This is a genomic window from Streptomyces lateritius (genome assembly GCF_014649715.1).
In the GTDB taxonomy this organism is placed as follows: Bacteria; Actinomycetota; Actinomycetes; order Streptomycetales; family Streptomycetaceae; genus Streptomyces; species Streptomyces lateritius.
The window spans coordinates 355,768-381,494 of sequence record NZ_BMTO01000009.1; the positions used below are offsets into that span (position 1 = coordinate 355,768).

Genomic DNA, 25,727 nt, shown 5'->3' on the forward strand with positions numbered 1-25,727 from the left:
ACGGGGACCGGCGGGGGTCAGGCCGATCCTGCCCCTTGCGGCGAGAGGGTGAACGGCAGCAGCGCCACCGTTACGTTGTCGTGGCCACCGCCGTCCAGGGCGTGGCCGACCAGCACCTGGGCGCCGTGCAGCAGGCGCCCCGTGGCGTCCGCCGGTACGACCCGGGCCATGTCGTCGGCGGCCTCCGCGTAGTTCCAGAGCCCGTCGGTGCAGACCACGACGACTCCGGGGCGGTCGGGCTTGAACGCGGAGGTGTGCGGCTCCAGTTCGTACGCGTCGGCACCGAGCCAGCCCGTGATGGCGTGGGCGCGCTCGTCCGCGTACGCCTCGGCCTCGTTCATCAGCCCCGCCGCCACCATCTGGGCCGCCCAGGAGTCGTCCTGGGTGAGGCGGGCGGGTGGGGAGGTGCGGTCGTCCGGCACCCAGTAGACCCGGCTGTCGCCGACCCAGCCGACGATCAGCAGGCCGTCGGCGACGACCGCGCCGACGATGGTGCAGGCGGGGGCGTTCTGGTGGCGGTGCGGATCGTGCTCCATGGCGCCCTGGCCGGGCTCCTCGGCGAGCGCGTTGACCGCCTCGGCCGCCGCGACGATCGCCTCGTGCATGGCCTGCTGCGGGTGGGTGCCCCGGGGGAGCGCGTCGAGCAGCGACTGGTTGGCCGCCTGCGCGGCGGCGGCGGAGGCCTCGTCGGGGCGGGTCGCCGAGGAGACGCCGTCGCAGACGATCGCCAGGGTGGCGGGAGAGCCGTCGGGCAGTGCGGTGGCGGAGACGGCGAAGGCGTCCTCGTTGCGGTGGTGGCGCAGGCCCCGGTCGCTGACGGCGGCCACGGTGGAGAGCTCCTGCTCCATGTGGTCGCGCTCGCGCGGCTGCGCGTGCCCGCAGTTCTCGCAGTAGCCGTCGGGATCCACGTGCCCGGCCCGGCAGGCGACGCACAGCTTCGTCCCGGCCGGCGGGGTGGTGGTCCGCGGGTCGGCCACCGGCTGCGGTGGTGCCGACTGCGGGGGCGCGGGCTGCGCGGCGGCGGCCCGGGGGTCGGGTGCGGCGAGCGCGAAGTCCCCGTCGGCGGTGGGGACCGGCGCGGGGACGGTGCCCTCGGCGAGGGCCGCCAGACCGTCGCCGGACGTCGCCGCGGCGTGTGGCCCGTCCGTGCGGACCGGAATCGTCGGCAGGTCCCGCGCGGGCGGCGCCGCCGGCACCTCGGGCACCTGCGGCTGGGACGCCTGCGCCTGTGCCTGGAACGCCTGCGGCCCTTGCGCCTGCGCCGCCGGCACCTGCGGTTGGGACGCCCGCGCCTGTGCCTGGGCGCCGGGGGCGCCGTGCGCGGGTGGTGTCGTCGGAAGGTCGTGGCCGCCCGAGTCCGTGCCCGGGAGGTCACCCGGGTGCTGGGTCGACGTGGAGAGCGAGCCCGGCTCGCGCGCCGGCGGCTCCGGCCAGCTCACCGGCGTACCGATCGCCACCGTCGGACGGTCGGGCTCCGGCGCCGCCGCCGGTACGGCCGACAGGTCGTATCCGCACGCGCCGCAGAAACGGTCACCCGACTCCAGCGGTTCCGCGCAGCCCGGGCAGGCGGAGAAGTCGTGCTGGGGCATCTGGGACATACTCACACCCACGTCCGGGGGCGGAAACGGTTGGCCCGCTCCACCAGTTCGATCCTCTCCTCGCCCCGCTGAGCGAGCCGGGCGAGCACCCGGTACGAGCGTTCGAGGCCGAAGCGCAGTCCGCGCTCGTCCAGTTCACTGCCGAGCAGCAGCGTGCCGCCGGGCCCCGCTCCGGGACTCCCGGAGAGTACCCAGTCGAGCGCCGTGCCGAGGACCTCCGTCGACAACCGCTCCCGGCGCACCGCGTCCAGACCGAAGCCCTGGAGAGCGGAGACCTGGGCCGCGGCCGCCGTCAGGTCCTCACCGAGCGGCTCGTGCGCCGCACGCCGCCGCAACCGCGCCCGCACGGTGGCGACCCTGGCCGCCGTGTAGTGGATGGACGCCTCCGGTACGGATTCCAGGGTCCGTACGGCTCCGGTGCGGTCGCCGGCCGCCAGCCGCACCCGGGCGAGCCCGAACGCGGCGCTGACGTAGCTCGGGTCGGTCGCCCACACCAGGCGGTAGTACTCGGCGGCGTTGTCCAGCTGGCCGAGCACCTCGGCGCAGATGCCGAGGGCCAGCTTCGGCGCGGGCTCTCCCGGGAAGGCGTCGTAGATCGCGTCGAAGGAGAGCGCCGCGTTCTCGTGGTCGCCGGTGACCAGCGAGCTGACGCCCCGGTACCAGACCACCCGCCAGTCGTCGGGGTACTGCTCCTCCAGCGCGGCGAGCGCGCCCGTCGCGGCCCCCAGGTCGCCCATCTCCAGGCGGGCCCGCAGTTCGCGCAGGCGCAGTTCCACGGAGGGCGCCGGCGCGGAGTGCAGCGCGCTGATCAGCTCGGCGGGCGCGGAGGCCATCAGACCGGCGAGGAAACCGGCGTTCGGGTCGCCCGGGTCCACGCGCGGTACGGGCAGCGCGAGCGAGGCGGCCCGCCCGTCGAGAGGCCGCAGGAACGCGCCCGCGCCGGGTGCCGCCCCGGACGCCAGGGCTCCAGGCACAGCTCCAGGCACAGCCCCCGCCACCGCTCCGGGACCGGGCACAGCCCCCGCCACCGCTCCGGGACCGGGCACAGCCCCCGCCACCGCTCCGGGACCGGGCACAGCCCCCGCCACCGCTCCGGGACCGGGCACCGCCCCCGTCGGCGCGCCACCGCCCCGCTTCCGGCCGCCGCCCGGCCGGCGCGCGCCGAGCAGGGAGACGTCCTCCGTCTGCTCCGCGAACAACTCCGTGTCCGTCACGCGCACTTCCGTGCCGAACAGCGTCGAGAGCGCCGGGCGTGGACGGCCCGACTGGAGGGCGACGACCTCGCGCAGGACGCCCGTCAGCTGGTCGGCCATCTCCTGCGCGGAGGCGAACCGGCGGCCCGGGTCCGGGTCCGTCGCGCGGACCAGGAGACGGTAGAACGACTCGTACGTCCGGAAGACCTCGATGTGCTCCGGGTCGGGCAGCGAGTCGACGAAGACGTTCGTGTAGCCCTGGAAGTCGAAGGTCAGCACGGCCAGTGTGCGCGCCACCGTGTAGAGGTCGCTCGCCACCGAGGGGCCGACCTCGGCCACCTCCGGTGCCTGGTAGCCGACCGTCCCGTAGATCGCGGACTCGTCGTCGTCCATCCGCCGGACCGCGCCCATGTCGATCAGCTTGAGCTGGTCCTCGGTCTGGATCGCGTTGTCGACCTTGAAGTCGCAGTACAGCAGGTTCCTGCTGTGCAGGTGCCCGAGCGCCTCCAGGGCCTCGATCCCGTACGCGCACGCCTGCTCCACCGGCAGCGGATCGCGCCGCCCGTCCGCCGTGCGGCGGTCGTTGGCGATCTCCTTGAGCGACTTGCCGCCGACGTACTCCATGACGATGTAGCCGTCCAGGGAGCCCGTGCGCTGGTCGAGGTGCTCGACGAAGTTGTAGATCCGGACGATGTTGGAGTGCTCGATCTCGGCGAGGAAGCGGCGCTCGGAGATCGCCGCGGCCATCGCGTCCTGGTCACCGGTGTCGAGGAGACCCTTGAGGACCACCCACCGGTCCGAGACCGCCCGGTCCACGGCGAGGTAGATCCAGCCGAGACCGCCGTGCGCGAGACAGCCGGCGACTTCGTACTGCCCGTGCACGATGTCCCCGCCGCGCAGCTTCGGCACGAAGGAGTACGGGTGCCCGCACTTGGTGCAGAAACCCTCCGTGCGGCCCGGCCGGTCCCCTCGGGAACGGCCCACCGGAGCCCCGCAGTCGGAGCGCGAGCAGAATCGCTTCCGCTCGGGGACCTCGGGTTTCTCCATCACCGCCGCGCGCGGATCGGGACGCGGCACCTCCGGGATCGACACCAGGCCCGCGCCCAGCCGGTTCCGCCCGGACTGCGCGGTCGAGGAGCCCGAGCTGCGCACGGAGACCGAACGGCCGGTGCTGCCACCCGACAGCGAACGCGACAGACGGCCGGAGACCGACCGGCGCGAGGTCGAGGAGCGCGAGGAGCGCGAGCTGGACCGGGACGAGGCGCGCGAACCGGACCGGGAGGAGCTGAAGCCCGCACCGGCCCTGCCGGGCACCGCCATTCCGGTCGGCGTGGACGCGAGAAGGCCGCCGGGCGCGACCACCGGGGCGAGCCCGCAGGTGTCGCAGTACAGCTCGCCGCCGCCCATGTCCTCGTACGACCCCTCGCACGACGGACGCTGACAGGTGCTCACCACTGCCTCCCCGCTCACCACTGACTCCCCTTGGCATCTCTGGGGCCGGACAGAACCTCTGCCGCGGCCTGCTGGTAGCGCAGCACCGCCTGCTCGGCGACCCGCAGGTCGCACGGCGCGCTCCACAGCATCCGGCGCGCCGTGTCGTACCGCTCGATCAGCAGCGGGTCCTCCGCCGCGCCGAGCCGTGCCACCTTCGCCCTGTAGGCGTCGAGCCTGCCGCGCAGCTCGGCGCGGACCGCCAGCGGCGCGGTGACGGCGGTCAAGGACTCACGAGCCCGCATCAGTTCGTTTTCGGCCTCCCGCTCCAGGGACTCCAGGAGCGGGGAGAGCCGGTGCCACCGGGCGTGCCTGCGGTGCTCGGCCGCCGTCGCGAGCCGCTCCTGCAGGGCGGTCGGCGGGCCGCTGACCGCCGGTACCTCGGAGGCGGCGATCTTGGCGAGGACCTCGCCGCGCGCCACCCGTGCCTCGGCGAGCGTCCGGTCGGCCCGGGAGAGGACGTCCCGCAGCCGCAGCAACCGCTCCTCGGAGTCCTGCCGGACCGCGAGCACCGCCTCGATCTCCCGCCGGATGTCCTCCAGGGCACGGGCAGCCCGGTCGTACCGCGTGGTGTCGGGCCGCCCGCCGCCGGGCGCCGAACTGCCCGTCGCGGGCCGCCAGAAGGCCAGCGGATCGGTGACGACCTGGGTGCGCAGGGCGGTCAGCTCTGCCGTGATCGACTCCAGTTCGTCGCCGGCCGGGTGCTCCCCGGGGCGTACGCCGACGGAGTGCGCGAGCGAGCGGGTCCGCCCGAGCTCCGCCGCGAGCAGATCTATCCGGGCGGGCAGCGCGGACCAGACGGCGTCGGCGGTCACGATCACGTCGAGGGAGGACGCGTACAGCTCGTTCATCCGGCTCACCAACCGCTCCAGTGTGAACCGTTCGCTGAGCTTGGCGGGCCCGTTGACCGACGCGTCCGGCTGCTGGGCCCCGCCGGCGACCTGCACGCTCTCGCCGCGCAGCCGCTCGGTCAGCTCCACCAGGTCCTCGCGGCTCGACCAGCGCCGACGCGCCCGCAGCTCACGGGCGTCGTTCAGGGCGTCGGTGTACGCGTCGAAGTACGTCCAGAGCCGCGTGATCGTGGCCTCGGTGACCTGCCAGCGCTCCCGGGTCGTCCCGGTCAGCTCGGCCCCTTCGAGCAGCCTGCGGCCCGCGTGGTCCTGGAGCGCGAGGAGCGAGTCCTCGATCGCCTTGTGCTCCGCGCCGAGCCGCGCCAGCGCACGGTCCACCTCGTCCCGGTCCATCACCGGCCCGGGGGGTCCCGTGACGGCCATCGATCACCTCTCGCTCTACTTGTACTTCGGTGCGGGCGGCCCGGATATCCCGGGCAGGTCCGCCTTCAGCCACTTGTCGTACGCCTTCGTCCAGGCGCCCTGCCGGTACTGGACGAGGATCTGGTTGACCCGGCGGACCAGGTCGTCGTTGCCGAGCTTGGCCGCGACACCGTAGTACTCGGTGGTGAACGGCTCGCCCTTCAGCTCGACCGCCGGGTCCTGGGCGGCCTGGCCGGCCGCCAGCGCGTTGTCCGTGACGACGGCGTCGACCTCGCCCAGCTGGAGCCGGGCGAGGCAGTCCAGCTGGTTGGGGACGGTGAGCAGGTCCTTGTCGTCCTTGGTGCCGTCGTGCTCGTCCTGGAAGACGGCGCCGAAGGGGTTCTTCTCCAGGGCCTCGTAGGCCGTGGAGCCCTCGGCGGTGCAGACCCGCTTCCCGTTCAGCGAGGAGTCGTAGCCGGTGATCCCGGGGCCCTTGGGCGCGAGGACCTGCTGCCCGGCCTGGAAGTAGGCGGTGGAGAAGGCGACCTGCTGGATCCGCTTGCAGTTGATCGTCATCGTCCGCACGACGAGGTCGACCTTGCCGCTCTCCAGGGCCGCGATCCGCTGGTTGGTCGGGATGGCCCGGAAGATGATGTGTTCCTCGCTGCCGAGGATGTCCTTGGCGATCGCCTTCGCCAAGTCGATGTCGAAGCCCTCGATGACGCGCTTGTCCGGGTTGCGGTAGCCCCACCGGAAGCTGTTCTGGTCGACGCCGACGACGAGCTTGCCGCGGGCCTTGATCGCGTCGATCGACGGCCCGTCGGCGCCGGACGGCCGGAGCGAGGCCTCCGGGTTCTCGCAGCTGTCCGCCTTGACGTGCACACCGGTGCCGACGCCGGGGCCGGTCACCTCCGGCGGGCCGGAGTCGCCCCGCCCGCCGTGGGCGAGCGGCAGCAGGGTCAGCGAGGCGGTCAGACCGCAGGCCACGGCCATCGCCGCGACCCCGCCCCAGCCGCGCAGCCGTCCCAGGGGGCGTCTTGTCGATCTTGCCCGGCCGTCCGGACGGCGGCCGGGCATCCCCGCGCCGTCGACGCCGCTTCGCATCCCGCTCCCTCTCACCGGTACTCCGACAGCCTGCGGTTGATGCCCAGGACGGCGCCCACCGCACCCAGCACCCCGAGCGCGGCCGCGCCCAGCGGCAGCGCGGTCAGCGCGCCCCGACCGCCCTCGGCGGCGCGGGTGAACTCCGACTGCTCATGGTCCAGGGCCCGCTTCAGGGCGGCGTCAACCTGGTCGAACGACTGGCCCGTGGTGTCCTTCGGGCCGACGACCCGGAGCCGTGCCCCCTCGAAGTCGCCCGCGTCGTCCTTGGCCCGGGCGTCCTTGTGACGCTCCTGCCACTGCGCGGTGCGCTCCGCCGCCGCGGCCAGCGGGTCGCGACCCGCGTCGTCGTCGGCCAGCTCACTCGCCTGGGCGAGCGCGTCGACCAGCGCGTTCATGCTGCTCGCGTAGTCCGTCTCGTACTTGTCGTTCTTGCCGTCGTCGGTGAGGACCGCGCCCCGGGCGACCAGCGTCAGGTTCTCGTTGGCCCGGGCCTTGAGCGAGCTGATCCGGGCGGTGGTGAGCACCCGCAACGAGTCCTGTCCGTGTTCGCGGGCCTCGTTCAGGCCCGCACGGGCGACGCCGTGCGCGGCCAGCAGCCAGAGCAGGACGACCACGGAGGCGGCCGTGGCGGCGACGAGCCCCTGGTTGAACACCCGGTTCGTCCGGGCGTAGGTGCGGCGCTGCGCCCAGACCAGGACGGCCAGGACGAGGATCCCGAGGGCGAGGGAGAGGAACGGCCAGTCGCGGGCGTCCTGGTCGTCCTGGCTCAGCCGCGCGGTCTCCGCCTCGTACAGCCGCTCGGCGGCGGGCAGCAGTTCCGTGGTCATCGTCCCGTTCGCGTACCGCAGATAGGCGCCGCCGAGCGGCAGCCCCTGACGGTTGGCGGCCCGGGCCCGCTCGATCAGTCCGGTGTAGCGCGGCAGTTGCTCGTTCAACGTGGCGATCTCGCGGCTCGACTCGGCCGAACCCTCCGTGCCCGCCGCGGCCTTGACGAGGAGCCGGGAGGCGGTGGCGATGTCGTCGGCGTACCGCTTCTGGACGTCGGGGGGCTCCTGCGCGCCGGCCAGGAAGGCGCTGGCGGCGGCGGTGTCGGCGTCGGCGAGCGAGCGGTAGATGGCGGCGGCGTCGGAGCTCAGCGGCTGGCTGCGGCTCACCACGTCGTCGGCGGAGGAGGCCCGGTCGGCGACCTCGAAGGCGGTGACGGTACCGAACGCGACGACGAGCAGGGCCAGTACGGCGCCGAGGATCTGCAGCCGGCCCGGTTCGGTCGTGGCCGCGCGGCGGAGCCGCTCACGGACCTCGGCCCAGGTGCCGGGCCCGGCGGGCGGTGCGGCGGCGGGCGGCGCGGCGGCGGGCGCCACCGACGGCTGCGCGGGCACGCCGGTGCCGGCACGCGCGGGCGCGGTGCCCTGCGCCGACGCGGGCGCGTTCGGCGGGTATGTCACGTGACCTCCCCCTCGGTCGATGACGACTCCCCGGAGGGCAGTATGGCCTCAGGGGCCCCACCCGCACACCAGGATTGACGCGATCTTGCGCCTATCGTGCCCCATGGCCCCGTCACCCCCGCAGGCGAACCCCTACTTTGAATACGCCGCCCGGCCGGAATCGGTTCCACACGTACGGGTGAACGGGGCGTCCCCCCACCGAGGAACGCCCCGTCCGTCACGAGCCTTTCGGGCCCGTCAGGCGTAGTGCGCGCGCAGCCGTGCCGCCGCCTCCGGGCCCGCCGCCACCTCGTCGAGGGCGAGCAGTGCCGCGCCGAGGACCGGCGGTGAGGTGACGACGCCGACCACGGCCTTCGGAGCCTTCACGGCCAGCAGCTCCGCGATCCGGGCGTCCAGGCCGGGGTGGCGGGCGGCGAGCACGCTGCCCCCCAGCAGGACCGGCGCCTCCTCGTCGAGCAGCCCGAGCCGCCCGAGGGCGACCGTCGCGAGCGCGACGACCTCTTCCGCCTGCCGGTCCACCAGCGCCCGTGCGACCGGGTCACCGGCCGCCGCGACCGCGAACAGCACGGGCGTCAGCTCGTGCCGCCGCTCGTGCCGGATCCGTCCCAGGTGCAGCGCCTCGATCAGCGCGTACATCGTCTCCAGGCCGAAGTGCGCGGGCAGCGCGCGGGCGAGCTCGGTCGGTTCGCCCCGCCCGTCCTCGGCCCGCGCCGCGAACCACAGGGCCTCCTCGGACAGCCCGCCCCCGCCGCCCCAGTCGCCGGAGAGCTTCCCGATCGCGGGGAAACGGGCGGTCCGCCCGTCCGGCAGCATGCCGACGCAGTTGATCCCGGCGCCGCACACGACCGCGACACCGCGCGGCTCGTCGACGCCGGCCCGCAGGATGGCGAAGGTGTCGTTGTACACGTGGACCGAGCGGCTCCAGCCCCTCGCCTCCAGGGCGGCCGTCAGCCGGGCCTCCTCCACCGGGAGATCCGCGTTGGCGAGGCAGGCGGAGACGTGTGCGAACGCCGACGGCGGCCCCGCCTCCGCCGCCGCCTGCCGCACGGTCTCCGCGAGCGCGTCGAGCGCCGCCTCGACCCCGACGACCGGCGGTTGAAACCCGCCGCCGCGCGCCGCGCCGAGGACGCTTCCGTCCGCGCCGACGACCACGACGTCGGTCTTGCTGTTGCCGGCGTCGATCGCCAGCACGGCGGAGCCGGTCGCCGCCCCGGCTCGGTGCGAGCGCGGGCCCTTCGCGTTCAGGCCCTTCTCGTTCAGGCCCACGCGAGGTGCTCCCGGTTGTGCGCGATCAGCCGGTCCGTGAGCCCCTCGGCGTACGCGTACTGCCCCACCAGCGGGTGCGCGAGCAGCGCCTTGAAGACCCGGTCCCGGCCGCCGCGCAGCGCTGCCTCCAAGGCCAGGTCCTCGTAGGCCGTCACGTTCGCGATCAGTCCGGCGTACAGCGGGTCGAGCGGGGCGACCGGCAGCGGTGAGGCGCCCTGCGGGCCCACCGCCGCCTGCACCTCGATGACGGCGTCGTCCGCGAGGAAGGGCAGCGTGCCGTTGTTGTACGTGTTCACCACCTGGTACGGCGAACCCGCGCCGCCCAACAGGGACGCGGCCAGGTCCACGGCGGCCTCCGAGTAGAAGGCGCCGCCCCGCTTGCCGAGCAGCGCCGGCTTCTCGTCGAGCGCCGGGTCCCCGTACATCTCCAGGAGTTCCCTCTCCATGGCGGCGACCTCGGCTGCCCGCGAGGGCTTGGTGCCGAGCTCCCGTACGACCTCGTCGTGCGCGTAGAAGTAGCGCAGGTAGTACGAGGGGACGACGCCGAGCCGGTCCACGATCGCCCGCTCCATGCGCAGGTCGTCGGCGATGGCGTCGCCGTGCTCGGCGAGCAGCCGGGGCAGCACGTTCTCGCCCTCGGGTCCGCCGAGACGGACGGCCGTCTCCCAGGTCAGGTGGTTGAGCCCGACGTGGTCGAGGTGGACGTCGGCCGGTGCCACGCCGAGGAGCCCGGCGAACTTCCGCTGGAAGCCGATGGCCACGTTGCACAGGCCGACGGCCTTGTGGCCGGCCTGCAGCAGCGCGCGGGTGACGATGCCGACGGGGTTGGTGAAGTCGATGATCCAGGCGTCCGGGTTGGCACGCCGGACCCGGTCGGCGATGTCCAGGACCACGGGCACGGTCCGCAGCGCCTTGGCGAGGCCGCCGGCACCTGTCGTCTCCTGCCCGACGCAGCCGCACTCCAGCGGCCAGGTCTCGTCCCTCTCGCGCGCGGCCTGTCCGCCGACCCGCAGCTGGAGCAGGACGGCGTCGGCGCCCTCGACCCCGGCGTCGAGGTCGGAGGTGGTGACGATCCTTCCGTCGTGACCCTGCTTGGCGAAGATCCGGCGGGCGAGCCCGCCGACCAGTTCGAGGCGGTCGGCGGCCGGGTCGACGAGGACGAGTTCGGTGATGGGCAGGGTGTCGCGCAACCGCGCGAATCCGTCGATCAGTTCGGGGGTGTAGGTGGACCCGCCCCCCACGACAGCGAGCTTCATGACAGTCGGTCAGCCCTTCACTCCGGTCAGTGTGACTCCCTCGACGAACGCCTTCTGGGCGAAGAAGAACACGAGGATCACAGGGGCCATGACCAGTACGGTCGCGGCCATGGTCAGGTTCCAGTCGGTGTGGTGCGCTCCCTTGAACGACTCCAGGCCGTAACTCAGGGTCCACGCGCCGGGGTTCTCGGAGGCGTAGATCTGCGGCCCGAAGTAGTCGTTCCAGCAGTAGAAGAACTGGAACAGGGCCACGGCGGCGATGCCGGGCTTCGCCATCGGGAGCACGATCTTGACGAGGGTGCGCAGTTCGCCGCAGCCGTCGATCTTCGCGGCCTCGATGTACTCGTCGGGGATGGTCAGCAGGAACTGGCGCAGCAGGAAGACGGCGAAGGCGTCACCGAACGCCATCGGGACGATCAGCGGCCACAGGGTGCCGGAGAGGTCCATCTGCTTCGCCCAGAACAGGTACATCGGGATGATGACGACCTGCGGCGGCAGCATCATCATCGAGATGACGAGCAGCAGCGACAGATGCCGGCCGCGGAAGCGGAACTTCGCGAGGGCGTACGCCACGGGGACCGAGGACACGACCACGAGCGCGGTGCCGAGACCCGCGTAGAGCAGTGAGTTCTTCCACCACGTGAGGAAGCCGGGGGTCTCGAAGACCTTGACGTAGTTGTCCCAGTGCCAGGTGTTGGGGGTGAGGTCCCGGGTGAGCGCCTGCTGGTCACTCATCAGGGAGGTCAGGAAGACGAAGACGAACGGCAGGACGAAGAAGAGGGCGGTGGCGATCCCGAGCGAGTGCACGGCGATCCAGTGCAGCAGGGCCTTGCGCCGGGCCGTCTTCTCGGCGGCCCCGGCTGTGGGTGTCCTGCTCGCGGAACGGTCGAGCGTGGATACGGAGGAGGTCATGGTCAGTCACCCGAGCCGATCAGGCCGCCCCGCCGGCGCATCAGCAGCGCCGTGAAGGCCATGGAGAGGGCGAACAGGACGAGGGCCACGACGCAGGCCGCGCCGTAGTCGAAGCGGCCGAAGCCGAGGTCGTAGACCAGCTGCGGCAGCGTCAGTGTCGAGTCGTCGGGGTAGCCCGGCTCGAAGGTCTGGCCGGAGCCGCCCATCACACCGGACGCGACCTTCGCCGCCACGATCGGCTGGGTGTAGTACTGCATCGCGCCGATGATCCCGGTGACGACCGCGAAGAGCACGATCGGCGAGATGTTCGGCAGGGTGACGTAGCGGAACCGCTGCCAGGCCGAGGTGCCGTCCAGCTCCGCCGCCTCGTACTGCTCCTTCGGTACGTCGAGCAGTGCGGCCATGAAGATGACCATGAGGTCCCCGACCCCCCACACGGCGAGGACGGTCAGCGCCGGCTTGGCCCAGGCGGTGTCGTTGAACCAGGAGGGCGCGGGGATGCCGACGGCCTCCAGGAGCGAGTTGACCGGTCCTGTGCCGGGGTTGAGCAGGAAGACGAAGGCCAGCGTCGCGGCCACCGGCGGCGCCAGATACGGCAGGTAGAAGAGGGTGCGGAAGAGTCCGGCACCCAGCTTGATCTTGGTGATGAGCAGGCCGGTGCCGAGACCGAACACCACCCGGCAGGCGACCATGACGACGGCGAGCCAGAGGGTGTTCTGCATCGCCGGCCAGAACTTCGGCAGGTCGGAGAAGACGTACGTCCAGTTGTCCAGGCCCCGCCAGGTCGGTGGGTTCAGCCCGTCGTACTTCATGAACGAGAAATAGACGGTCGAGACGAGCGGGTACGCGAAGAAGACGCTGAAGCCGATCAGCCAGGGCGACATGAACGCCGCGGTGCGAAGCGTGTTGCGCACGCGCTTCGACCGCAGCGCCGCCTGCCGCCCCTCGAGGGAGTCGGAGGACATGAGGTACCGGTCCCGGTCCTACTTCGCCTGGGCGATGTCGCGGTCGATCTGGGCCGCCGTCTCCTCAAGGCCCTTCTTCAGGTCCTTCACCTGGCCCTTCTCGTACTTCTGGGCGAAGTCCTGGAAGGTGTCCTGGTACGTGGAGCCGTTCACCGCGCCGTCGGAGGTGGAGGACTCGGGGTGCTGGGCGATGTCCAGGAAGACCTTGAAGTGTTCGTCGACCTTCAGCTTCGGTGACTTCAGGGCCTCCAGGGTGGAGGGGACGTTTCCGATGCCGTTGGCGAACTCCACCACCGCATCGGTGTCCATGGTCATGTACTTGATCAGTTTCCAGGCCGCGTTCTGCTTCCTGCTCTGCGGCGCGAGACCGATGATCGTGCCGGAGAGATAGCCCTTGCCGTACTCGGCCACCTCGTCGTCGGCGACCGGGAGCGGCGCGACGCCGACCTCGAAGTCGACCTTGGCGTCCTTGATGAAGTTGAGCCGCCACTCGCCGTCCAGCTGCATGGCGACCTGACCGGTGTGGAAGGGGTGCTTGGCGCCCCACTCGTCGCCGAAGGTGGTGCGGTACTTGTCCAGCTTGGCGAACCCGCCCAGGCCGTCGACCAGCGACTTCTGGTAGGTCAGCATCTCGGCGAAGGCCGGGTCCTCGGCCAGGTTCGACTTGCCGTTCTCGTCGAAGTACGTGTGGTCCCACTGCGACATGTAGTGCGAGGGGACGGTCTCGTAGCCGAGGTAGTTCGGCATGAAGCCGAGCTGCTCGTAGCTGTCGCCCTTCTCCTTGGTCAGCTTCTTGGCGACCTCGCGGAACTCGGACCACGTCTTCGGCGGGGCGGTGATGCCGGCCGCCTTGAAGGCGTCCTTGTTGTAGTAGAGCCCGTACGCGTCGGAGAGCAGGGGCAGCGAGCAGCGCCTGCCCTCGAACTGGGTGTAGTCCTGGAGGACCTTCGAGAACGTCTTGTCCAGATCCACCTTGTCCTTCTCCAGGAAGGGCTTCAGGTCCGCGAGCGCGCCGGAGTGGCAGAACTTGCCGACGTTGGACGTGGTGAAGGAGGCGGCCACGTCCGGGCCGTTCGAACCGCCCGCGCGCAGCGCCTGGCTCAGCTTGGCGTCGTTGATGTTGCCGACGACCTTGACCTTGATGTTCGGGTGCGCCTTCTCGAAGCGGGCGACGTTGTCCTGGATCGCCTTGACCTCGGCGGGCGCCGACCAGCCGTGCCAGAAGGTGATCGTGGTCTTCGCGTCCGGGTCGGCGCTCGCGCCGTCGGCGGCGGAGCCGGTGCAGGCGGAGGCGAGGAGCGCGGTCGAGGCGGTGACGGCGAGCGCGACGGCTGCTCTGCGCGGGTGTACGGGCATGACGGAGTCTCCCTGGGGCGGAGGGGGTTACGGAGGGACGGGCGACTGCTGGTGCTGCCGGGACGTGTGTCGCCGGGACGGGTGCTACCGGGACGTGTCGAACACCTCGTCACGGGTGGCGGCGAGGGCGCTTTCCAGAGCTCCGCGCAGCACGGGGTGCTCGCACACGTCCCCGAGGACGAGCCGGGGACGGGAGGCGGCGAGTTCGGCCAGCTCGGACTGGACGCGCTCGCGCAGGGGTTCCCCGCCGGCGACGATCACCTCGCCGGACAGGACGAGGAGCTCGGGGTCGAGCACGGCGACGAGGGAGGCGAGACCGGTGGCGAGCCGCTCGGCGTACTGGTCGAGGAGCGCCGCGTACCGGGCGTCGTCGCCGTGGTGCGCGGCCGCGTGGGCGAGCAGCCCGGAAGCGGTCGGTACGTAGGGCTGCTCGGCGGTCTCGATCCCGAGGGCCCGGGCGAGCCGGGGCACGGACTGGACGCCGGCCAGCTCCTGGAAGCCACCGGAGTTGGCCTTGGCGACCTGTCGTACGAGCGGCGTGCCGGGCACCGGCAGGAAGCCGACCTCGCCGGCGCCGCCGGTGAAGCCGCGGTGGAGCCGGCCGCCCAGGACGAGGGCGGCGCCGAGGCCCTCCTCGTTCCACAGCAGGACGAAGTCCTCGTGGCCGCGTGCCGCGCCCAGCCGCTGCTCGGCCACGGCGACGAGGTTCACGTCGTTCTCGTACTCGAACGGCATCGGGAGCACCGCCGCCAGCTCCGCCAGGAGCGTGGGGGAGTGCCAGCCGGGCAGGTGCGAGGCGTACCGCAGCCGCCCGGTCGCCGGGTCGAAGGCGCCGGGGGTGCCGATGACGAGCCGGTGGACGTCGGCCGGGGTGATCCCGGCGTCCTTGGCGGCGGCGTCGAGGGCGGTGGTGACCTGGCGCACGACGCCTTCCGCGGCCCGCCCGGGGGTTCTCAGCTCGAACTCGCCGACGACCTCGCCCGTGATGTCGGCGACGGCGGCAAGGATCCGCTGCGGGGTCACGTCGAGTCCGGCGGCGAAGGCGGCCCGGGCGTTGACCGCGTACAGCTGGGCGCTGGGGCCGGGCCGCCCCGCCGTGGTGCCGGTGGCGACGACGAGCCCGGCCGCTTCGAGCCGTGCGAGCAGCTGGGAGGCGGTCGGCTTGGACAGGCCGGTGAGCTTGCCGATCCGGGTGCGGGACAAGGTCCCGTGTTCAAGGAGCAGATCGAGGGCGGCGCGGTCGTTCATCGCGCGCAGCACGCGCGGCGTGCCGGGAGTCCCCGGAGTCGTACCGGCCATGACGGACGCACCTGCCCTTCGTCTTCCCACTGTTCACCGTGCCGGACCGCTGCACTGTTAGGAAACTTTCCTATTGGGTAGGAGGACCGTAAGGCGGCCGTCACCGGGCCGTCAATACCTCTGGACGCAGGACGCCCCCGGAGGCAACCAAAGAGTTACCTGCGGGGGCGTCGGGCCGGGGGAGGTCCGTACGGGGAGCGGCTACTTCGAGAGGTTCGGCTGCGAGGGCGGGATGGGGGTCGCCGCCGCCGACTGCGGGGAGGTCGCCGAGGCGAACACCGAGGGAGCCGCCATGCCGGCGGTCGGGTCCGCAGCGGACTCCTCCGGCTGGGCCGGGACGCCGCCGACGATGCGGATGCCCGCCGCGTCCAGGGCGCGCTTGATCCGCCAGCGCAGCTCGCGCTCGACACCCAGGGCCTTGCCCGGCATCGTCTTGGCCGAGACGCGGATCGTCATGGAGTCGAGCAGCACCTCGTTGAGGCCGAGGGTCTCCACCGGGCCCCACAGGCGCTCGTTCCAGGGCTCCACCTTGGAGATCTCGTCCGAGACCTGGGCGATGACCTCGTTGATCCGGTCCAGGTCCTCCGTCGGCCGGACCGTGACGTCGACCGCCGCCGTGGCCCAGCCCTGGCTGAGGTTCCCGATCCGCTTGATCTCGCCGTTGCGGACGTACCAGATCTCACCGTTGTCGCCGCGCAGCTTCGTCACCCGCAGGCCGACCTCTATGACCTCACCCGAGGCCACCCCCGCGTCGACCGAGTCACCTACGCCGTACTGGTCCTCCAGGATCATGAAGACACCCGAGAGGAAGTCGGTGACCAGGTTCCGGGCGCCGAAGCCGATCGCCACACCCGCGACACCGGCCGAGGCGAGCAGCGGCGCCAGGTCGATCTTGAAGGCGCCCAGGATCATCAGCCCGGCCGTGCCCAGAATCACGAAGGACGCGACGGACCGCAGCACCGAGCCGATCGCCTCGGAGCGCTGGCGCCGCCGCTCGGCGTTGACCAGCAGACCACCGAGCGCCGTGCCTTCCACCGCCTGCGCGGAGCGGTTCATCCGCTCGATCAGCTTCGTCAGGGCGCGGCGTATGGCCATCCGCAGCAGCAGGGCGACGACCAGGATGAGCAGGATCCGCAGACCGGTGTTCAGCCAGGTGGACCAGTTCTCCTCCACCCAGCCCGCGGCGTTCGTCGCCTTCTGCGCGGCCTCGTCCAAGGTGACGGGGACGGGCTGCGGCTCGTCGGCGGTCGGCAGGGCGGACCAGGACACGTGGAAACCTCCGGGCGTGGCGTACGCGGACCATCCACCTACGCGGACCATCCACACTAACGGGGCATCGCATGTACTCCCGTTGTCCTGCGCGAGGGAGAGACCGAGTTCACCCGGGGAAGTACCGGGAGACGGTTTCCGTGTGGTCGAGAACACTTCCAGCCCGTTACCGGTACGTGGTAGCGCTCCGACCTGGCATGAGGAGAAACTGAGAGCAGTTCGTCCCGGCGCGAGCCACGCGCCGCCGGCGTATTAGGAGGCATCCGTGCCGCACGTCCTGGTCCTCAACGCGTCGTACGAGCCCCTCGGCGTCGTACCGCTCCGCCGCGCGCTCGTCCTCGTCCTCGAGAACAAGGCACTCTGCCTCGAGGAGTCCGGCGCCTTCCTGCACAGCGAGACCCGCGTCATCGCCGCGCCCAGCGTGGTGCGGCTGAAGCGGTTCGTACGGGTCCCCTACCGGGGGCCCGTTCCTCTGACCCGCAGAGCGCTCTTCGCCCGCGACGGTGGACGCTGCATGTACTGCGGTGGCGTCGCAACCAGCGTCGACCACGTCGTTCCGCGCAGCCGCGGGGGTACGCACGCCTGGGAGAACGTCGTGGCGGCCTGCCGCCGCTGCAACCACGTCAAGGCCGACCGGCACCTCCGGGAACTGGGCTGGCGGCTGCGCCACCCACCCGCCCCGCCCAGCGGTCTGGCCTGGCGGATCATCGGAACCGGTCACCGGGACCCGCGCTGGCTGCCGTACCTGCAGCCGTACGGCGCGGACGACGTGATGGCCCGGATCGACGCTGTCCCCACCGCCCCCACGGGGGCCGTGAAGACGGGCTGATCCGGGCCGTCGTCGTACGGGGCCTCCGGGGCGCCTCCCCTACTCCTCCGGCCGCCCCGGCCCCGAAGGCTGCCCGGGCGGCGGTCCCGGCGGCTTCGGCGGTGGGGCGACGGCGTACGTCTCCACCGACCAGAGCGAGTACCCGTACTCCGTCGCCCGCGCGTCGCCCTGCACCCGCAGGAAGCGGGTGTCCGCCGCGTCCATGCGGACCGACTCGCGGCCGCCGCGACCGTCGGCGACGGTCGCCGCCGTGCGCCAGGTCCGGCCGTCGGCGGAGACCTGGACGCGGTAGCGGGAGGCGTACGCGTCCTGCCAGTGGAGGACCACCTGCCCTATCCGGGCCGGTCGCGGGAGCTCCAGCTGCCACCAGGCGCCGTCCTCGGCCGGCGAGGACCAGCGGGTCTTCGGGTCGCCGTCCACGGCCGAGGCGGCCGGGAAGTCGGGGGTCTCGTCGCCCGAGGAGGAGGCCGTCGCCGTCCGCGCCAGGTCCGGGCCCGCCGTGCGGGGGAAGGCGCGGACCGTCAGCACCCGCTCCTCGCCCGCGAAGGAGACCGGCACCTGGTACGAACCCGCCGCCACGTCCGGCGCGACCGAGACCTCCAGCGGCACCGTCGTCCGCGTGCCGCGCGGCACCAGCGCCTCCTTCGGCAGCCGTACGGTGACGCCCTTCGGCGCCCGTGCCGTCAGCGGCCCGCGCACCTCGCCCGCCCGCCGGCCCGTCAGCCGGACCTCCACCCGCCGCGCCGGGCCGCCGATCTCGGCGTCCGTCTCGCTCCGGGCCAGCTCCATCTCGGCGCGCGGCTCGTCCGCGAACCACGGCACCAGGGACCGGACCTCGGGGGCCGTGCCGCTCCACACGACCCGCACCGCCTCCGCGCGCAGCCCCTTCACGTCCGTCTGCGTCCAGCCCGAGGCCGACAGGAGCCCCAGCGAGCGCCATCCCTCACCGGGGACGTACGCCTCCACGCGCGCGTGCGGGCCGGCGCCGCCGGCCCCGCCCGCGCCCGGCTCCGTCATCACGGTCACCGTCTCCACCGGACGGGAACGGTCGAGCCGGAGCGTGTAGGAGTCCTCGGCACGGTCCACCGACTGCCGGCGGTCCCGGTCGGCGCCCGTCCAGGCCGCCGACTCCGCCACCGCGCGCGTGAGGAACGGGTCGAGGACGCCCTTGCCGACCGTCGCCTCGCTCGCCCTCAGCGCCTCGCGCAGGGGTTCGAGCCGCAGATGGGCCCGCCAGGCCGCCGCGCCGTCGCCGCGGGCCTGCGCGAGCAGCATGTCGACCGCCGTCTCACCCGCGAGGCCGTACCGCGACAGCTGCTCCAGCCAGGGCCGCACCTCGTCGTCGAGGGTGCCGTCCGCCGTCCCGGCCAGCCGCCGGGGCGCCTCCCGCATCACGGTGAACGCGGCCCTCAGCTCGCGTGCCGCCTTCTCCCGCGCGGCCTGGTCCGAGGCCGTGCGGCTGTTCCAGAACGCGGTCGTCAGCGGCTTGAGGTAAGCCGACTCGCCCGCCGGGTCGAGGATCGAGGAGGCGTCGTTCCCGGCCAGGGCGCGCAGCGCCTCGCGGGCCGCCCGGTCGGGTCCGGCCAGCTCGTCGACGGCGGCCCGCCAGGACTCCCGAGGCCGGTAACCCTTCGGGTTCCAGGCGTAGTCGGCCGCCGTGAACAGCGGGATGCGGGAGACCGCGGCCTGCTCCATGGCATTGGCGAGGAACGCCGCCGAACCGGCCGCCACCGCCGGCTCGCGGCCCATGGAGGGGCCGAGGAAGAGCCGGTCCTCGGCGTAGTCGTTGACGGGGTAGTTGTCCATGGTGACCAGCGGGCGGCGCAGCGCGTCGCGGGCGCCGGCCAGTTCGCGCCCGGTGATCGTGCGCGGGACGACGCCGACGCCCGTCCAGGCCACCTGCACCCGGTCGTCGAGCCGCTCGGCGAGCGCGGTGCGGTACTCCGTCGCGCCGTCCTGGTAGTACTCCGTCGGCATCAGGGTCAGCGGCTGCGCGTCCGGGTACCGCTCTGCGAGATGCCGGGCCACGGCGCCGGCCACGCGCGCGTGGGCGGTGGCGGCCGCCGCCGGCCCGCGCCCGAAGGTGTCCGCGTCCTTCGAGCAGTGCCACTCGGTGTAGCTGACGTCCTGGAACTGGAGCTGGAAGGACCGCACGCCCAACGCCCACATCGCGTCCACCTTGCGGGTGAGCGCCCTCACGTCGTCGTCCGACGCCAGACACATGGACTGGGCGGGGGCGACCGCCCACGCCAGCGTCACGTGGTTGGCACGCGCCCGCTCCGCGAGCTCGCGGAACGCGGCGCGCTGCTCGGCGGGGTAGGGATCGCGCCACTGCGTCTGGCGGTACGGGTCGTCACCGGGCGCGTAGAGGTAACGGTTCTGTTTGGTGCGGCCCATGAAGTCGAGCTGGGCCAGACGCTGTTCCCGGGTCCAGGGGTGGCCGTAGAAGCCCTCGGTCAGGCCACGCACGGCGGTGCCGGGCCAGTCGCGGATCAGGACACCGGGCACGCGGCCTCCGCCGTCCTGCCCGCCCGTCAGCTGACGCAGGGTCTGGACGGCATGGAAGAGGCCGTCCTCGCCGACCCCGTCCAGGACGACCGTGTCCCGGCCCTCGAACCGGCCGGTCGCGAGACGGTAGCCGCCGAGCGGCAGATCGGCCCGCTCCGGCGTCCGCAGCGCCCGCAGGGCCTCCTGAGCCCCGGAGACCTCGGTGGCCGAGCCTCCGGGACCGGCCGCGCGGACGACGGTCCCGGCGCCCGGCAGGGACGTGTGGACGGTCCGTACCCCCGCCGCGCGCAGCACCTCGCGCAGCGCGGCGACGGCGTACGGATCGGCGTCGGCGTCCGTGAGGAGCGTCACCTCGTCACCGAGGGGCACCGGGGAGTCCGTGGGCGTGAGGGACTGTGGGCGAGGCCACACCGAGGGCACGGCCCGCTGCTCGTCGGGGGCGGTCACCGGCGAGACCGGCGCGGCCTGGGCGAGACCGGGGAGGCCGCCGCCGAGGAGGCCGCCGATCACCGCGGCGGCCACGGCCGATGCGGTCCGCTTCCTGCGCCCGAGGTGCACGGGGGACTCCTTTGTCACGAGGGGGTTACGAGCCCACCACCCGCCCGGCTGAGGTGTCAATGCGACTGGTCGATGTGTCTGCTTTGCCCGGCGGCCTTTCGGCGAGGTGGCACTCCTCGGCCAAGTTCGGCCGGTAAAACGGGGTGCGCTGGGTAGGGCTCAGTCGTTGTCCCCCTGGTCCCACCTTCGAGACATCCGGGAGCCCTCATGTCCGTGACCACCCCCCACGCCGCTCACTCCAAACAGATACCGGTCCTGATCCCGGGACCGCTGACCAGCGAACCCCCGCTCGCCCACGCCACCCCCCTCACCAGCGAGCCGCCCCTGACCTACGCGGCCCCCCTCACCAGCGAACCCACCGCCCCCGGCACGGCGGGCGGTACCGAGTCCCCCGGAGTCTGACTCCCCCTCGGGCCGCTCCTCCCGGCCCCGGAGCCCTCGGAGTGTGAAGTGACCCTGGCCCGCCTCGCCGCCCTCCATGGCGTCGCCACGTCGTACGAACCCTCCGAGGGCGTCACCGTCCAGGTGCCCGACGCCACGGTCGTGGCCGTGCTCGGCGTCCTGGACGTCGACGCGTCCACGCCGGAGGCGGTCGCCGCCTCGCTCGAAGCGGCGCTGCGCGAGGAGCGGGAGCGCCTTCTGCCGCCCACTCTGGTGTGCTGGCAGGACGGCCCCGTGGGCCCGCCGGAGGGCCTGCCGCCCGGTACCCGGCTCCGCGTCACGACCGAGTCCGGCCAGATGCTGGAGGAGACGGACTGGGAGCACACCGACTGGGAGCGGCTGCCGCTCGGCGTGCACCAGGTCGACGCCGTCGCCCCCGAGGGCCGGGGCGGCCGGAGCACTCTCGTCGTCGCCCCCGCGCGCGTGCCCCGGCCCGAGGGACGGGCCTTCGGGCTGCTCGTCCAGCTCTACTCCGTGCTCTCCGCCCGCTCCTGGGGCATGGGCGACCTCGGCGACCTGCGCGAACTCGCCGCCTGGGCGGGGCGGACGCACGGCGCCGGGTTCGTCCAGGTCAACCCGCTCCACGCGGCCGTGCCGGGGGCGCCCACCGACCCATCCCCGTACCGCCCTTCCTCGCGCCGCTTCCCGGATCCCGTCCATCTGCGGATCGAGGAGGTCCCCGAGTACGGCTTCGTGGGCCCCGAGTACCACGACGAGCTGGAATCCGTCCTCGCCGACGCCACCGAGCTGCGCGAACGGGTGCTCCGCAAGGGCGCGCTGATCGACCGGGACGCGGTGTGGGAGGTCAAGCGGCGCGCCCTGGAACTCGTACGGACCGTGGAGCTCGGGCCCGGCAGACGCGCCGAGTACCGTGACTTCCTCGCCGAGCGCGGCCGCGCCCTGGAGGACCACGCCACCTACTGCGCCCTGGCCGAGCGCCACGGGCACCACTGGCGGTCCTGGCCGGAGGAGCTGCGCGACCCCCGTTCCGCGGCGGAGGCCGTACGCGCCGACGGAGAACTGACCGCCCGGGTCGATTTCCACTCCCGGCTCGCCTGGCTGACGGACCGGCAGCTCGCCGCGGCCGGCGAGGCCGCGCGGGCCGCCGGGATGGCGGTCGGGATCGTCCACGACCTTGCGGTGGGCGTCCATCCCGACGGTTCCGACGCGTGGGCCCAGCAGGACGCGTTCGCCGCGGGCATGTCGGTCGGCGCCCCGCCCGACGCCTTCAACGCCCGCGGCCAGGACTGGGGGCTGCCGCCCTGGCGCCCCGACGCCCTCGCCGCCTCGGGCTACGCGCCGTACCGCGGCCTCCTCAGGGAGCTGCTGCGCCATGCGGGCGCACTGCGGATCGACCATGTGATGGGTCTGTTCCGGCTCTGGTGGGTGCCCGAGGGGTGCGAGCCCACCGAGGGGACGTACGTCCGGTACGACTCCGAGGCCATGCTCGCCGTCCTCGTCCTGGAGGCCCACCGGGCGGGGGCCGTGGTCATCGGCGAGGACCTCGGCACCGTCGAGCCGGGCCTGCGCGAGCGGCTGTCCCGGCGCGGGGTGCTGGGCACCTCGGTCCTCTGGTTCGAGCGGGACTGGGCGGGTGGCGGGCGCCCGCTGATCCCGGAGGAGTGGCGCCCCGACTGCGTGGCCACCGCCACCACCCACGACCTCCCCTCCACGGCGGCCCGCCTGAGCGGGGACCACGTCGCCCTGCGCCACCGGCTCGGGCTGCTCACCGGCGACCTGGAGCGCGAGCAGGGCCGGGACGCGGCCGAGGTGCGGGAGTGGCTGGCGTACCTCCAGCGCCTCGGGCTGCTGCCGGAGGGCCCGGGGGACGAGGAGGCCGAGATCAGGGCCGTCCACCGGTTCCTGCTGCGCACCCCGGCCACGATGGTCGGGGCGTGGCTGCCGGACATGGTCGGGGACCGGCGCCCGCAGAACCTGCCGGGCACCTGGGACCAGTACCCGAACTGGCGGCTGCCCGTGGCGGGCCCGGACGGGCAGCCGCTCTCCCTGGAGCAGCTGGCCGACTCGCCCCGTCTGCACCGTCTGATGAGCGTCTTCGGGTCCCGTACGGCACCCCCGGACGCGCGGGCGGTTTAGGTGTTCGCTACGTTTGCACCGTGGACAAGAAGAACGCCCTGCGCGCCGGTGCTGTCGCGGCCGGTACGACGCTGATGATGCTGCTCATGTCGTCCCCCGCGCTCGCGCTCACCCGCGACGACGGTGACGACCCGGCCCCCAAGCTGAGTGTCGTCGAGACCCTCGGCCTGTACGTGGCCGCGCCGATCGTGCTGTTCCTGGTGATCGCCGGTCTGGTGATGATGCTCGACAAGTCCAAGAAGCAGGTCTGAGCACCGGCCTCGGCTGAATCTTTTCGAGGGCGCCGTACGGTACGCGAGTACCGCACGGCGCCCTCGCATGCGTTCGCGCCGAATCCCGGGCGTTCCTAGACGGTGCCGGCGAGCAGCTTGCGCAGCAGGCCGGCCAGCTGCTCCCGCTCCTCGGGTTCGAGCGCCGATTCCAGCGCCTCGCGCTGCTCCGCCAGACCGGCCGCGACGGCCTGGTCCACCAGCTCGCGCCCGCGTTCGCTGAGCGTCACCCGCAGTCCGCGCCGGTCGTTCGGGTCGGGGCTGCGGCTGAGCAGTCCGGCCTTCTCCAGCCTGTCCAGACGGCCCGTCATCCCGCCGGTGGTGATCATCAGGGTCGCGGTGAGCTCGCGCGGCGAGAGCGTGAACGGCTCACCCGAGCGGCGCAGCGTCGCGAGCACGTCGAACTCCCCGAGCGCCATGCCGTACGGCGCGTACGCCTTGTCGACGCGGCCGCGCATGGCGTTCGCGAGGCGGTAGATCCGTCCGAAGACGGCCATCGGGAGTGTGTCCAGGTCCGGGCGGACTGCTGCCCACTGGTCGGTGATGGCGTCGACGGCGTCGTGAGCGGGGGCTTCGGTCCGGTCCATGGCGGCGGTCTCCTCGGTCGGTCGCCTCGACGGCGGCACTTCCCCCGAGGGTAAGCACTCCGGACCAAGCCGGTCAGCCATGACCCACTTAACGAGTGGCCTCTTGTTAATAAGTAGCTTACCGATAAGCTACTTATCGTCAAGCAACATCGCCTCGCGAACGAGGAACAAGGGGGGACCCGTCATGTCCCGCAAGGCCGCCGTCACCGCGCTCACCGCGCTCGCCCCGATCTCCTGGGGCTCCACCTACCTCGTCACGACCGAGTTCCTGCCGCCCGACCGGCCGCTCTTCACCGGCCTTATGCGCGCCCTGCCCGCCGGGCTCCTGCTCCTCGCCGTCACCCGCAAGCTGCCGCGGGGTGCCTGGTGGTGGAAGTCGGCGGTCCTCGGCGGCCTCAACATCGGCGCCTTCTTCCCGCTCCTCTTCCTCGCCGCGTACCGCCTGCCCGGCGGGGTCGCCGCCGTCGTCGCGTCGGTGGGCCCGCTCTTCGTCGTCGGGCTGGCCGCCCTCTTCCTCGGCGACCGGCCCACGGTGCGCTCCGTGCTCACCGCCGTCGCGGCCGCCTTCGGCGTCAGCCTGGTGGTTCTGAAGGCGGGAGCCGCGCTGGACCTGGTCGGTGTGGTCGCCGGACTGCTCTCCGCCCTCTCCATGTCCGCCGGAACCGTCTTGACCAAGCGCTGGGGGAGGCCCCAGGGGGTCGGAGCGCTGGCGATGACCGGCTGGCAGCTCACCGCGGGCGGCCTGACCATCCTGCCGATCGCCCTCCTGGTCGAGGGCGCCCCGCCGGCGCTGGACTCCACCGGCCTGCTCGGCTACGCCTACCTCGCCCTCGGGAACACCGCGGTCTCCTACTTCCTCTGGTTCCGCGGGATCGAGCGGCTGAGCGCCTCCTCGGTGACCCTCCTCGGCCCGCTGTCGCCGCTCACGGCGGCCGTCATCGGCTGGGTGGCGCTCGGTCAGGCGCTGGGCCCGGTGCAGCTGGCGGGCATGGCGCTCGCGTTCGGGGCGACGATCTTCGGACAGCTGGGCGGCCCGCGCCACCCCGCCGTGAGAACTACTGAACCTTTCACTTCAACTGAAAGGAACAGTCAAGAATTTTCGATAGACCGTGAAGTTTCTGGGGTGCGACGGTAGAGCCACCGCAACCGGAAGGACCACCGCGGCACTCCTGGACCGCGTCCGCCCCGAACCGAGCGGGACCGACGAGCCGGCCACCGCGAAGAACCTCGTGCGGGGAGCCGGCCCCGGCGTTCTCCTCGCGCTCGTCGCCACGGTCGTCTGGTCCGGCAGCTTCGTCACCTCCCGCGCCCTGCACGACTCCGTCCCGCCCGTCCAGGCCGCGTTCTGGGGCTGGCTCGTCGCCCAACTCGCCGTCGCCCCCTTCGCGGCCCGCGAGACCTGGTGGCAGCGGCGGCTCGTCCGCCGCCACCTCGGCTTCGTCACCCTCGCCGCCCTGCTCGGTGTGACCGTCTACAACACCCTGGTCAACCAGGCCGGACTCACCGTCACCGCAGGCAACATGGGCCTGATCATGGCCGCCTCCCCGGTTCTCATGGCGCTCTACGCCCGCCTCGGCGGCGCCCGGCTCGGGGCCCGGCGCGTGACCGGCATGCTGATCGCCTGCGCCGGGGTGCTGCTCCTGGTCGGCAAGGGGTCGCTGCCCACCTCCCTCGCCGCCGGCGAGCTGTGGATGCTGGCGGCGGCCGTCAGCTTCGCCTCGTACAGCGCCCTGCTCAAGCGCCGCCCGGCCGAACTCGGCGGCGTCGTCTTCCTCTTCACCACCTTCGTCCTCGGCGCCCTGATGCTGCTGCCGGCCTACGGCATCAGCCTCGCCGTCCAGGGCGGCTTCGAGCCCTCCGCCTCCACCGTCGGCCCCCTCGTCCAGGTCGGCGTCCTCTCCTCCGCCGTCGCCTTCTCCGCCTGGAACTAGTGACCTGAGTCGGGGATTCGTCGGCAGTAGGCGGCTACTTTGTCGAGGATCTCGTCGGCGGTCTTCGTCCAGACGAACGGCCTGGGGTGCTCGTTCCAGT

19 protein-coding genes and 1 pseudogene are annotated in these 25,727 nt (G+C 72.8%); 6 read left to right on the plus strand and 14 right to left on the minus strand.

Annotation, left to right across the window (positions count from 1 at the left end):
* Positions 1 to 17: 17 nt before the first annotated feature.
* The 12 genes from IE136_RS20770 to IE136_RS20825 form a co-directional block, all read right to left on the minus strand.
* Positions 18 to 1,598, minus strand: coding sequence for a PP2C family protein-serine/threonine phosphatase (locus IE136_RS20770; protein ID WP_189601064.1), 1,581 nt, complete (start codon positions 1,596 to 1,598; stop codon positions 18 to 20).
* 2 nt (positions 1,599 to 1,600) lie between these two features.
* Positions 1,601 to 4,198 (minus strand): serine/threonine-protein kinase, encoded by a 2,598-nt coding sequence (locus IE136_RS20775; protein WP_229818998.1) that lies wholly within the window; start codon positions 4,196 to 4,198, stop codon positions 1,601 to 1,603.
* Between the two features lie 59 nt (positions 4,199 to 4,257).
* Positions 4,258 to 5,556: a coiled-coil domain-containing protein gene (locus IE136_RS20780; protein WP_189601065.1), complete on the minus strand. Its 1,299-nt coding sequence runs from the start codon at positions 5,554 to 5,556 to the stop codon at positions 4,258 to 4,260.
* Between the two features lie 15 nt (positions 5,557 to 5,571).
* On the minus strand, positions 5,572 to 6,612 hold the full coding sequence (locus IE136_RS20785; RefSeq protein WP_189601089.1) for a glutamate ABC transporter substrate-binding protein: 1,041 nt from the start codon (positions 6,610 to 6,612) through the stop codon (positions 5,572 to 5,574).
* Between the two features lie 38 nt (positions 6,613 to 6,650).
* Entirely contained in the window at positions 6,651 to 8,084 is a 1,434-nt protein-coding gene (locus tag IE136_RS20790) for a GlnX family signal transduction membrane protein (RefSeq protein ID WP_158987361.1), read from the minus strand.
* A 237-nt stretch (positions 8,085 to 8,321) separates the two neighbouring features.
* On the minus strand, positions 8,322 to 9,275 hold the full coding sequence (locus IE136_RS20795; RefSeq protein ID WP_189601090.1) for an N-acetylglucosamine kinase: 954 nt from the start codon (positions 9,273 to 9,275) through the stop codon (positions 8,322 to 8,324).
* A 65-nt stretch (positions 9,276 to 9,340) separates the two neighbouring features.
* Complete coding sequence (locus tag IE136_RS20800; RefSeq protein WP_189601066.1) at positions 9,341 to 10,606, minus strand: 6-phospho-beta-glucosidase; 1,266 nt, start codon at positions 10,604 to 10,606, stop codon at positions 9,341 to 9,343.
* Positions 10,607 to 10,615: 9 nt separating this feature from the next.
* Complete coding sequence (locus tag IE136_RS20805) at positions 10,616 to 11,518, minus strand: carbohydrate ABC transporter permease (protein WP_189601067.1); 903 nt, start codon at positions 11,516 to 11,518, stop codon at positions 10,616 to 10,618.
* Positions 11,519 to 11,520: 2 nt separating this feature from the next.
* Positions 11,521 to 12,483, minus strand: coding sequence for a carbohydrate ABC transporter permease (locus IE136_RS20810; protein WP_189601068.1), 963 nt, complete (start codon positions 12,481 to 12,483; stop codon positions 11,521 to 11,523).
* A gap of 18 nt (positions 12,484 to 12,501) precedes the next feature.
* Positions 12,502 to 13,839, minus strand: coding sequence for an ABC transporter substrate-binding protein (locus IE136_RS20815; protein WP_158987355.1), 1,338 nt, complete (start codon positions 13,837 to 13,839; stop codon positions 12,502 to 12,504).
* An 84-nt stretch (positions 13,840 to 13,923) separates the two neighbouring features.
* Positions 13,924 to 15,138 carry an ROK family transcriptional regulator gene (locus tag IE136_RS20820; protein ID WP_158987353.1) on the minus strand — a complete coding sequence of 405 codons (1,215 nt, stop codon included), beginning with the start codon at positions 15,136 to 15,138 and terminating at the stop codon, positions 13,924 to 13,926.
* A gap of 201 nt (positions 15,139 to 15,339) precedes the next feature.
* Positions 15,340 to 16,407: a mechanosensitive ion channel family protein gene (locus IE136_RS20825; protein WP_158987351.1), complete on the minus strand. Its 1,068-nt coding sequence runs from the start codon at positions 16,405 to 16,407 to the stop codon at positions 15,340 to 15,342.
* 265 nt (positions 16,408 to 16,672) lie between these two features.
* Between IE136_RS20825 and IE136_RS20830 the strand changes: the two genes are divergently transcribed.
* Positions 16,673 to 17,236 (plus strand): HNH endonuclease, encoded by a 564-nt coding sequence (locus IE136_RS20830; protein WP_158987349.1) that lies wholly within the window; start codon positions 16,673 to 16,675, stop codon positions 17,234 to 17,236.
* Between the two features lie 39 nt (positions 17,237 to 17,275).
* Here the strand turns inward: IE136_RS20830 and IE136_RS20835 are convergent, their stop codons facing one another.
* Positions 17,276 to 20,302 (minus strand): glycoside hydrolase family 84 protein, encoded by a 3,027-nt coding sequence (locus tag IE136_RS20835; protein WP_189601069.1) that lies wholly within the window; start codon positions 20,300 to 20,302, stop codon positions 17,276 to 17,278.
* Between the two features lie 207 nt (positions 20,303 to 20,509).
* Here IE136_RS20835 and IE136_RS20840 point away from each other — a divergent pair, with 207 nt between their 5' ends.
* Genes IE136_RS20840 through IE136_RS20850 form a run of 3 tightly spaced genes read left to right on the plus strand, consistent with a single transcriptional unit; the run spans position 20,510 to position 23,091 of the window.
* Positions 20,510 to 20,704: a hypothetical protein gene (locus tag IE136_RS20840; RefSeq protein ID WP_158987345.1), complete on the plus strand. Its 195-nt coding sequence runs from the start codon at positions 20,510 to 20,512 to the stop codon at positions 20,702 to 20,704.
* A 48-nt stretch (positions 20,705 to 20,752) separates the two neighbouring features.
* The gene (gene malQ / locus IE136_RS20845; protein WP_189601070.1) at positions 20,753 to 22,840 is read left to right on the plus strand and encodes a 4-alpha-glucanotransferase; all 2,088 of its coding nucleotides are present in this window, start codon (positions 20,753 to 20,755) and stop codon (positions 22,838 to 22,840) included.
* A 20-nt stretch (positions 22,841 to 22,860) separates the two neighbouring features.
* Positions 22,861 to 23,091: a hypothetical protein gene (locus IE136_RS20850; protein ID WP_158987341.1), complete on the plus strand. Its 231-nt coding sequence runs from the start codon at positions 22,861 to 22,863 to the stop codon at positions 23,089 to 23,091.
* A 95-nt stretch (positions 23,092 to 23,186) separates the two neighbouring features.
* Here IE136_RS20850 and IE136_RS20855 read toward each other — a convergent pair whose 3' ends face one another.
* Positions 23,187 to 23,696 carry a MarR family winged helix-turn-helix transcriptional regulator gene (locus tag IE136_RS20855; RefSeq protein ID WP_158987339.1) on the minus strand — a complete coding sequence of 170 codons (510 nt, stop codon included), beginning with the start codon at positions 23,694 to 23,696 and terminating at the stop codon, positions 23,187 to 23,189.
* 184 nt (positions 23,697 to 23,880) lie between these two features.
* Between IE136_RS20855 and IE136_RS20860 the strand changes: the two genes are divergently transcribed.
* Positions 23,881 to 24,831 (plus strand): EamA family transporter, encoded by a 951-nt coding sequence (locus IE136_RS20860; protein ID WP_189601071.1) that lies wholly within the window; start codon positions 23,881 to 23,883, stop codon positions 24,829 to 24,831.
* A gap of 34 nt (positions 24,832 to 24,865) precedes the next feature.
* Positions 24,866 to 25,624 (plus strand): annotated as a pseudogene (locus IE136_RS20865) (DMT family transporter); the annotation flags it as partial.
* Positions 25,625 to 25,727: the final 103 nt, after the last annotated feature.

What these genes read in the sequence shown, in the direction of transcription:
- IE136_RS20770 (WP_189601064.1), bottom strand. Translation starts at nt 1,598, where the DNA reads ATGTCCCAGATGCCCCAGCACGACTTCTCCGCCTGCCCGGGCTGCGCG.
- IE136_RS20785 (WP_189601089.1), bottom strand. Translation starts at nt 6,612, where the DNA reads ATGCCCGGCCGCCGTCCGGACGGCCGGGCAAGATCGACAAGACGCCCC.
- IE136_RS20775 (WP_229818998.1), bottom strand. Translation starts at nt 4,198, where the DNA reads ATGGGCGGCGGCGAGCTGTACTGCGACACCTGCGGGCTCGCCCCGGTG.
- IE136_RS20860 (WP_189601071.1), top strand. Translation starts at nt 23,881, where the DNA reads ATGTCCCGCAAGGCCGCCGTCACCGCGCTCACCGCGCTCGCCCCGATC.
- IE136_RS20805 (WP_189601067.1), bottom strand. Translation starts at nt 11,518, where the DNA reads ATGACCTCCTCCGTATCCACGCTCGACCGTTCCGCGAGCAGGACACCC.
- IE136_RS20800 (WP_189601066.1), bottom strand. Translation starts at nt 10,606, where the DNA reads ATGAAGCTCGCTGTCGTGGGGGGCGGGTCCACCTACACCCCCGAACTG.
- IE136_RS20810 (WP_189601068.1), bottom strand. Translation starts at nt 12,483, where the DNA reads ATGTCCTCCGACTCCCTCGAGGGGCGGCAGGCGGCGCTGCGGTCGAAG.
- IE136_RS20855 (WP_158987339.1), bottom strand. Translation starts at nt 23,696, where the DNA reads ATGGACCGGACCGAAGCCCCCGCTCACGACGCCGTCGACGCCATCACC.
- IE136_RS20820 (WP_158987353.1), bottom strand. Translation starts at nt 15,138, where the DNA reads ATGGCCGGTACGACTCCGGGGACTCCCGGCACGCCGCGCGTGCTGCGC.
- IE136_RS20840 (WP_158987345.1), top strand. Translation starts at nt 20,510, where the DNA reads ATGTCCGTGACCACCCCCCACGCCGCTCACTCCAAACAGATACCGGTC.
- IE136_RS20780 (WP_189601065.1), bottom strand. Translation starts at nt 5,556, where the DNA reads ATGGCCGTCACGGGACCCCCCGGGCCGGTGATGGACCGGGACGAGGTG.
- IE136_RS20815 (WP_158987355.1), bottom strand. Translation starts at nt 13,839, where the DNA reads ATGCCCGTACACCCGCGCAGAGCAGCCGTCGCGCTCGCCGTCACCGCC.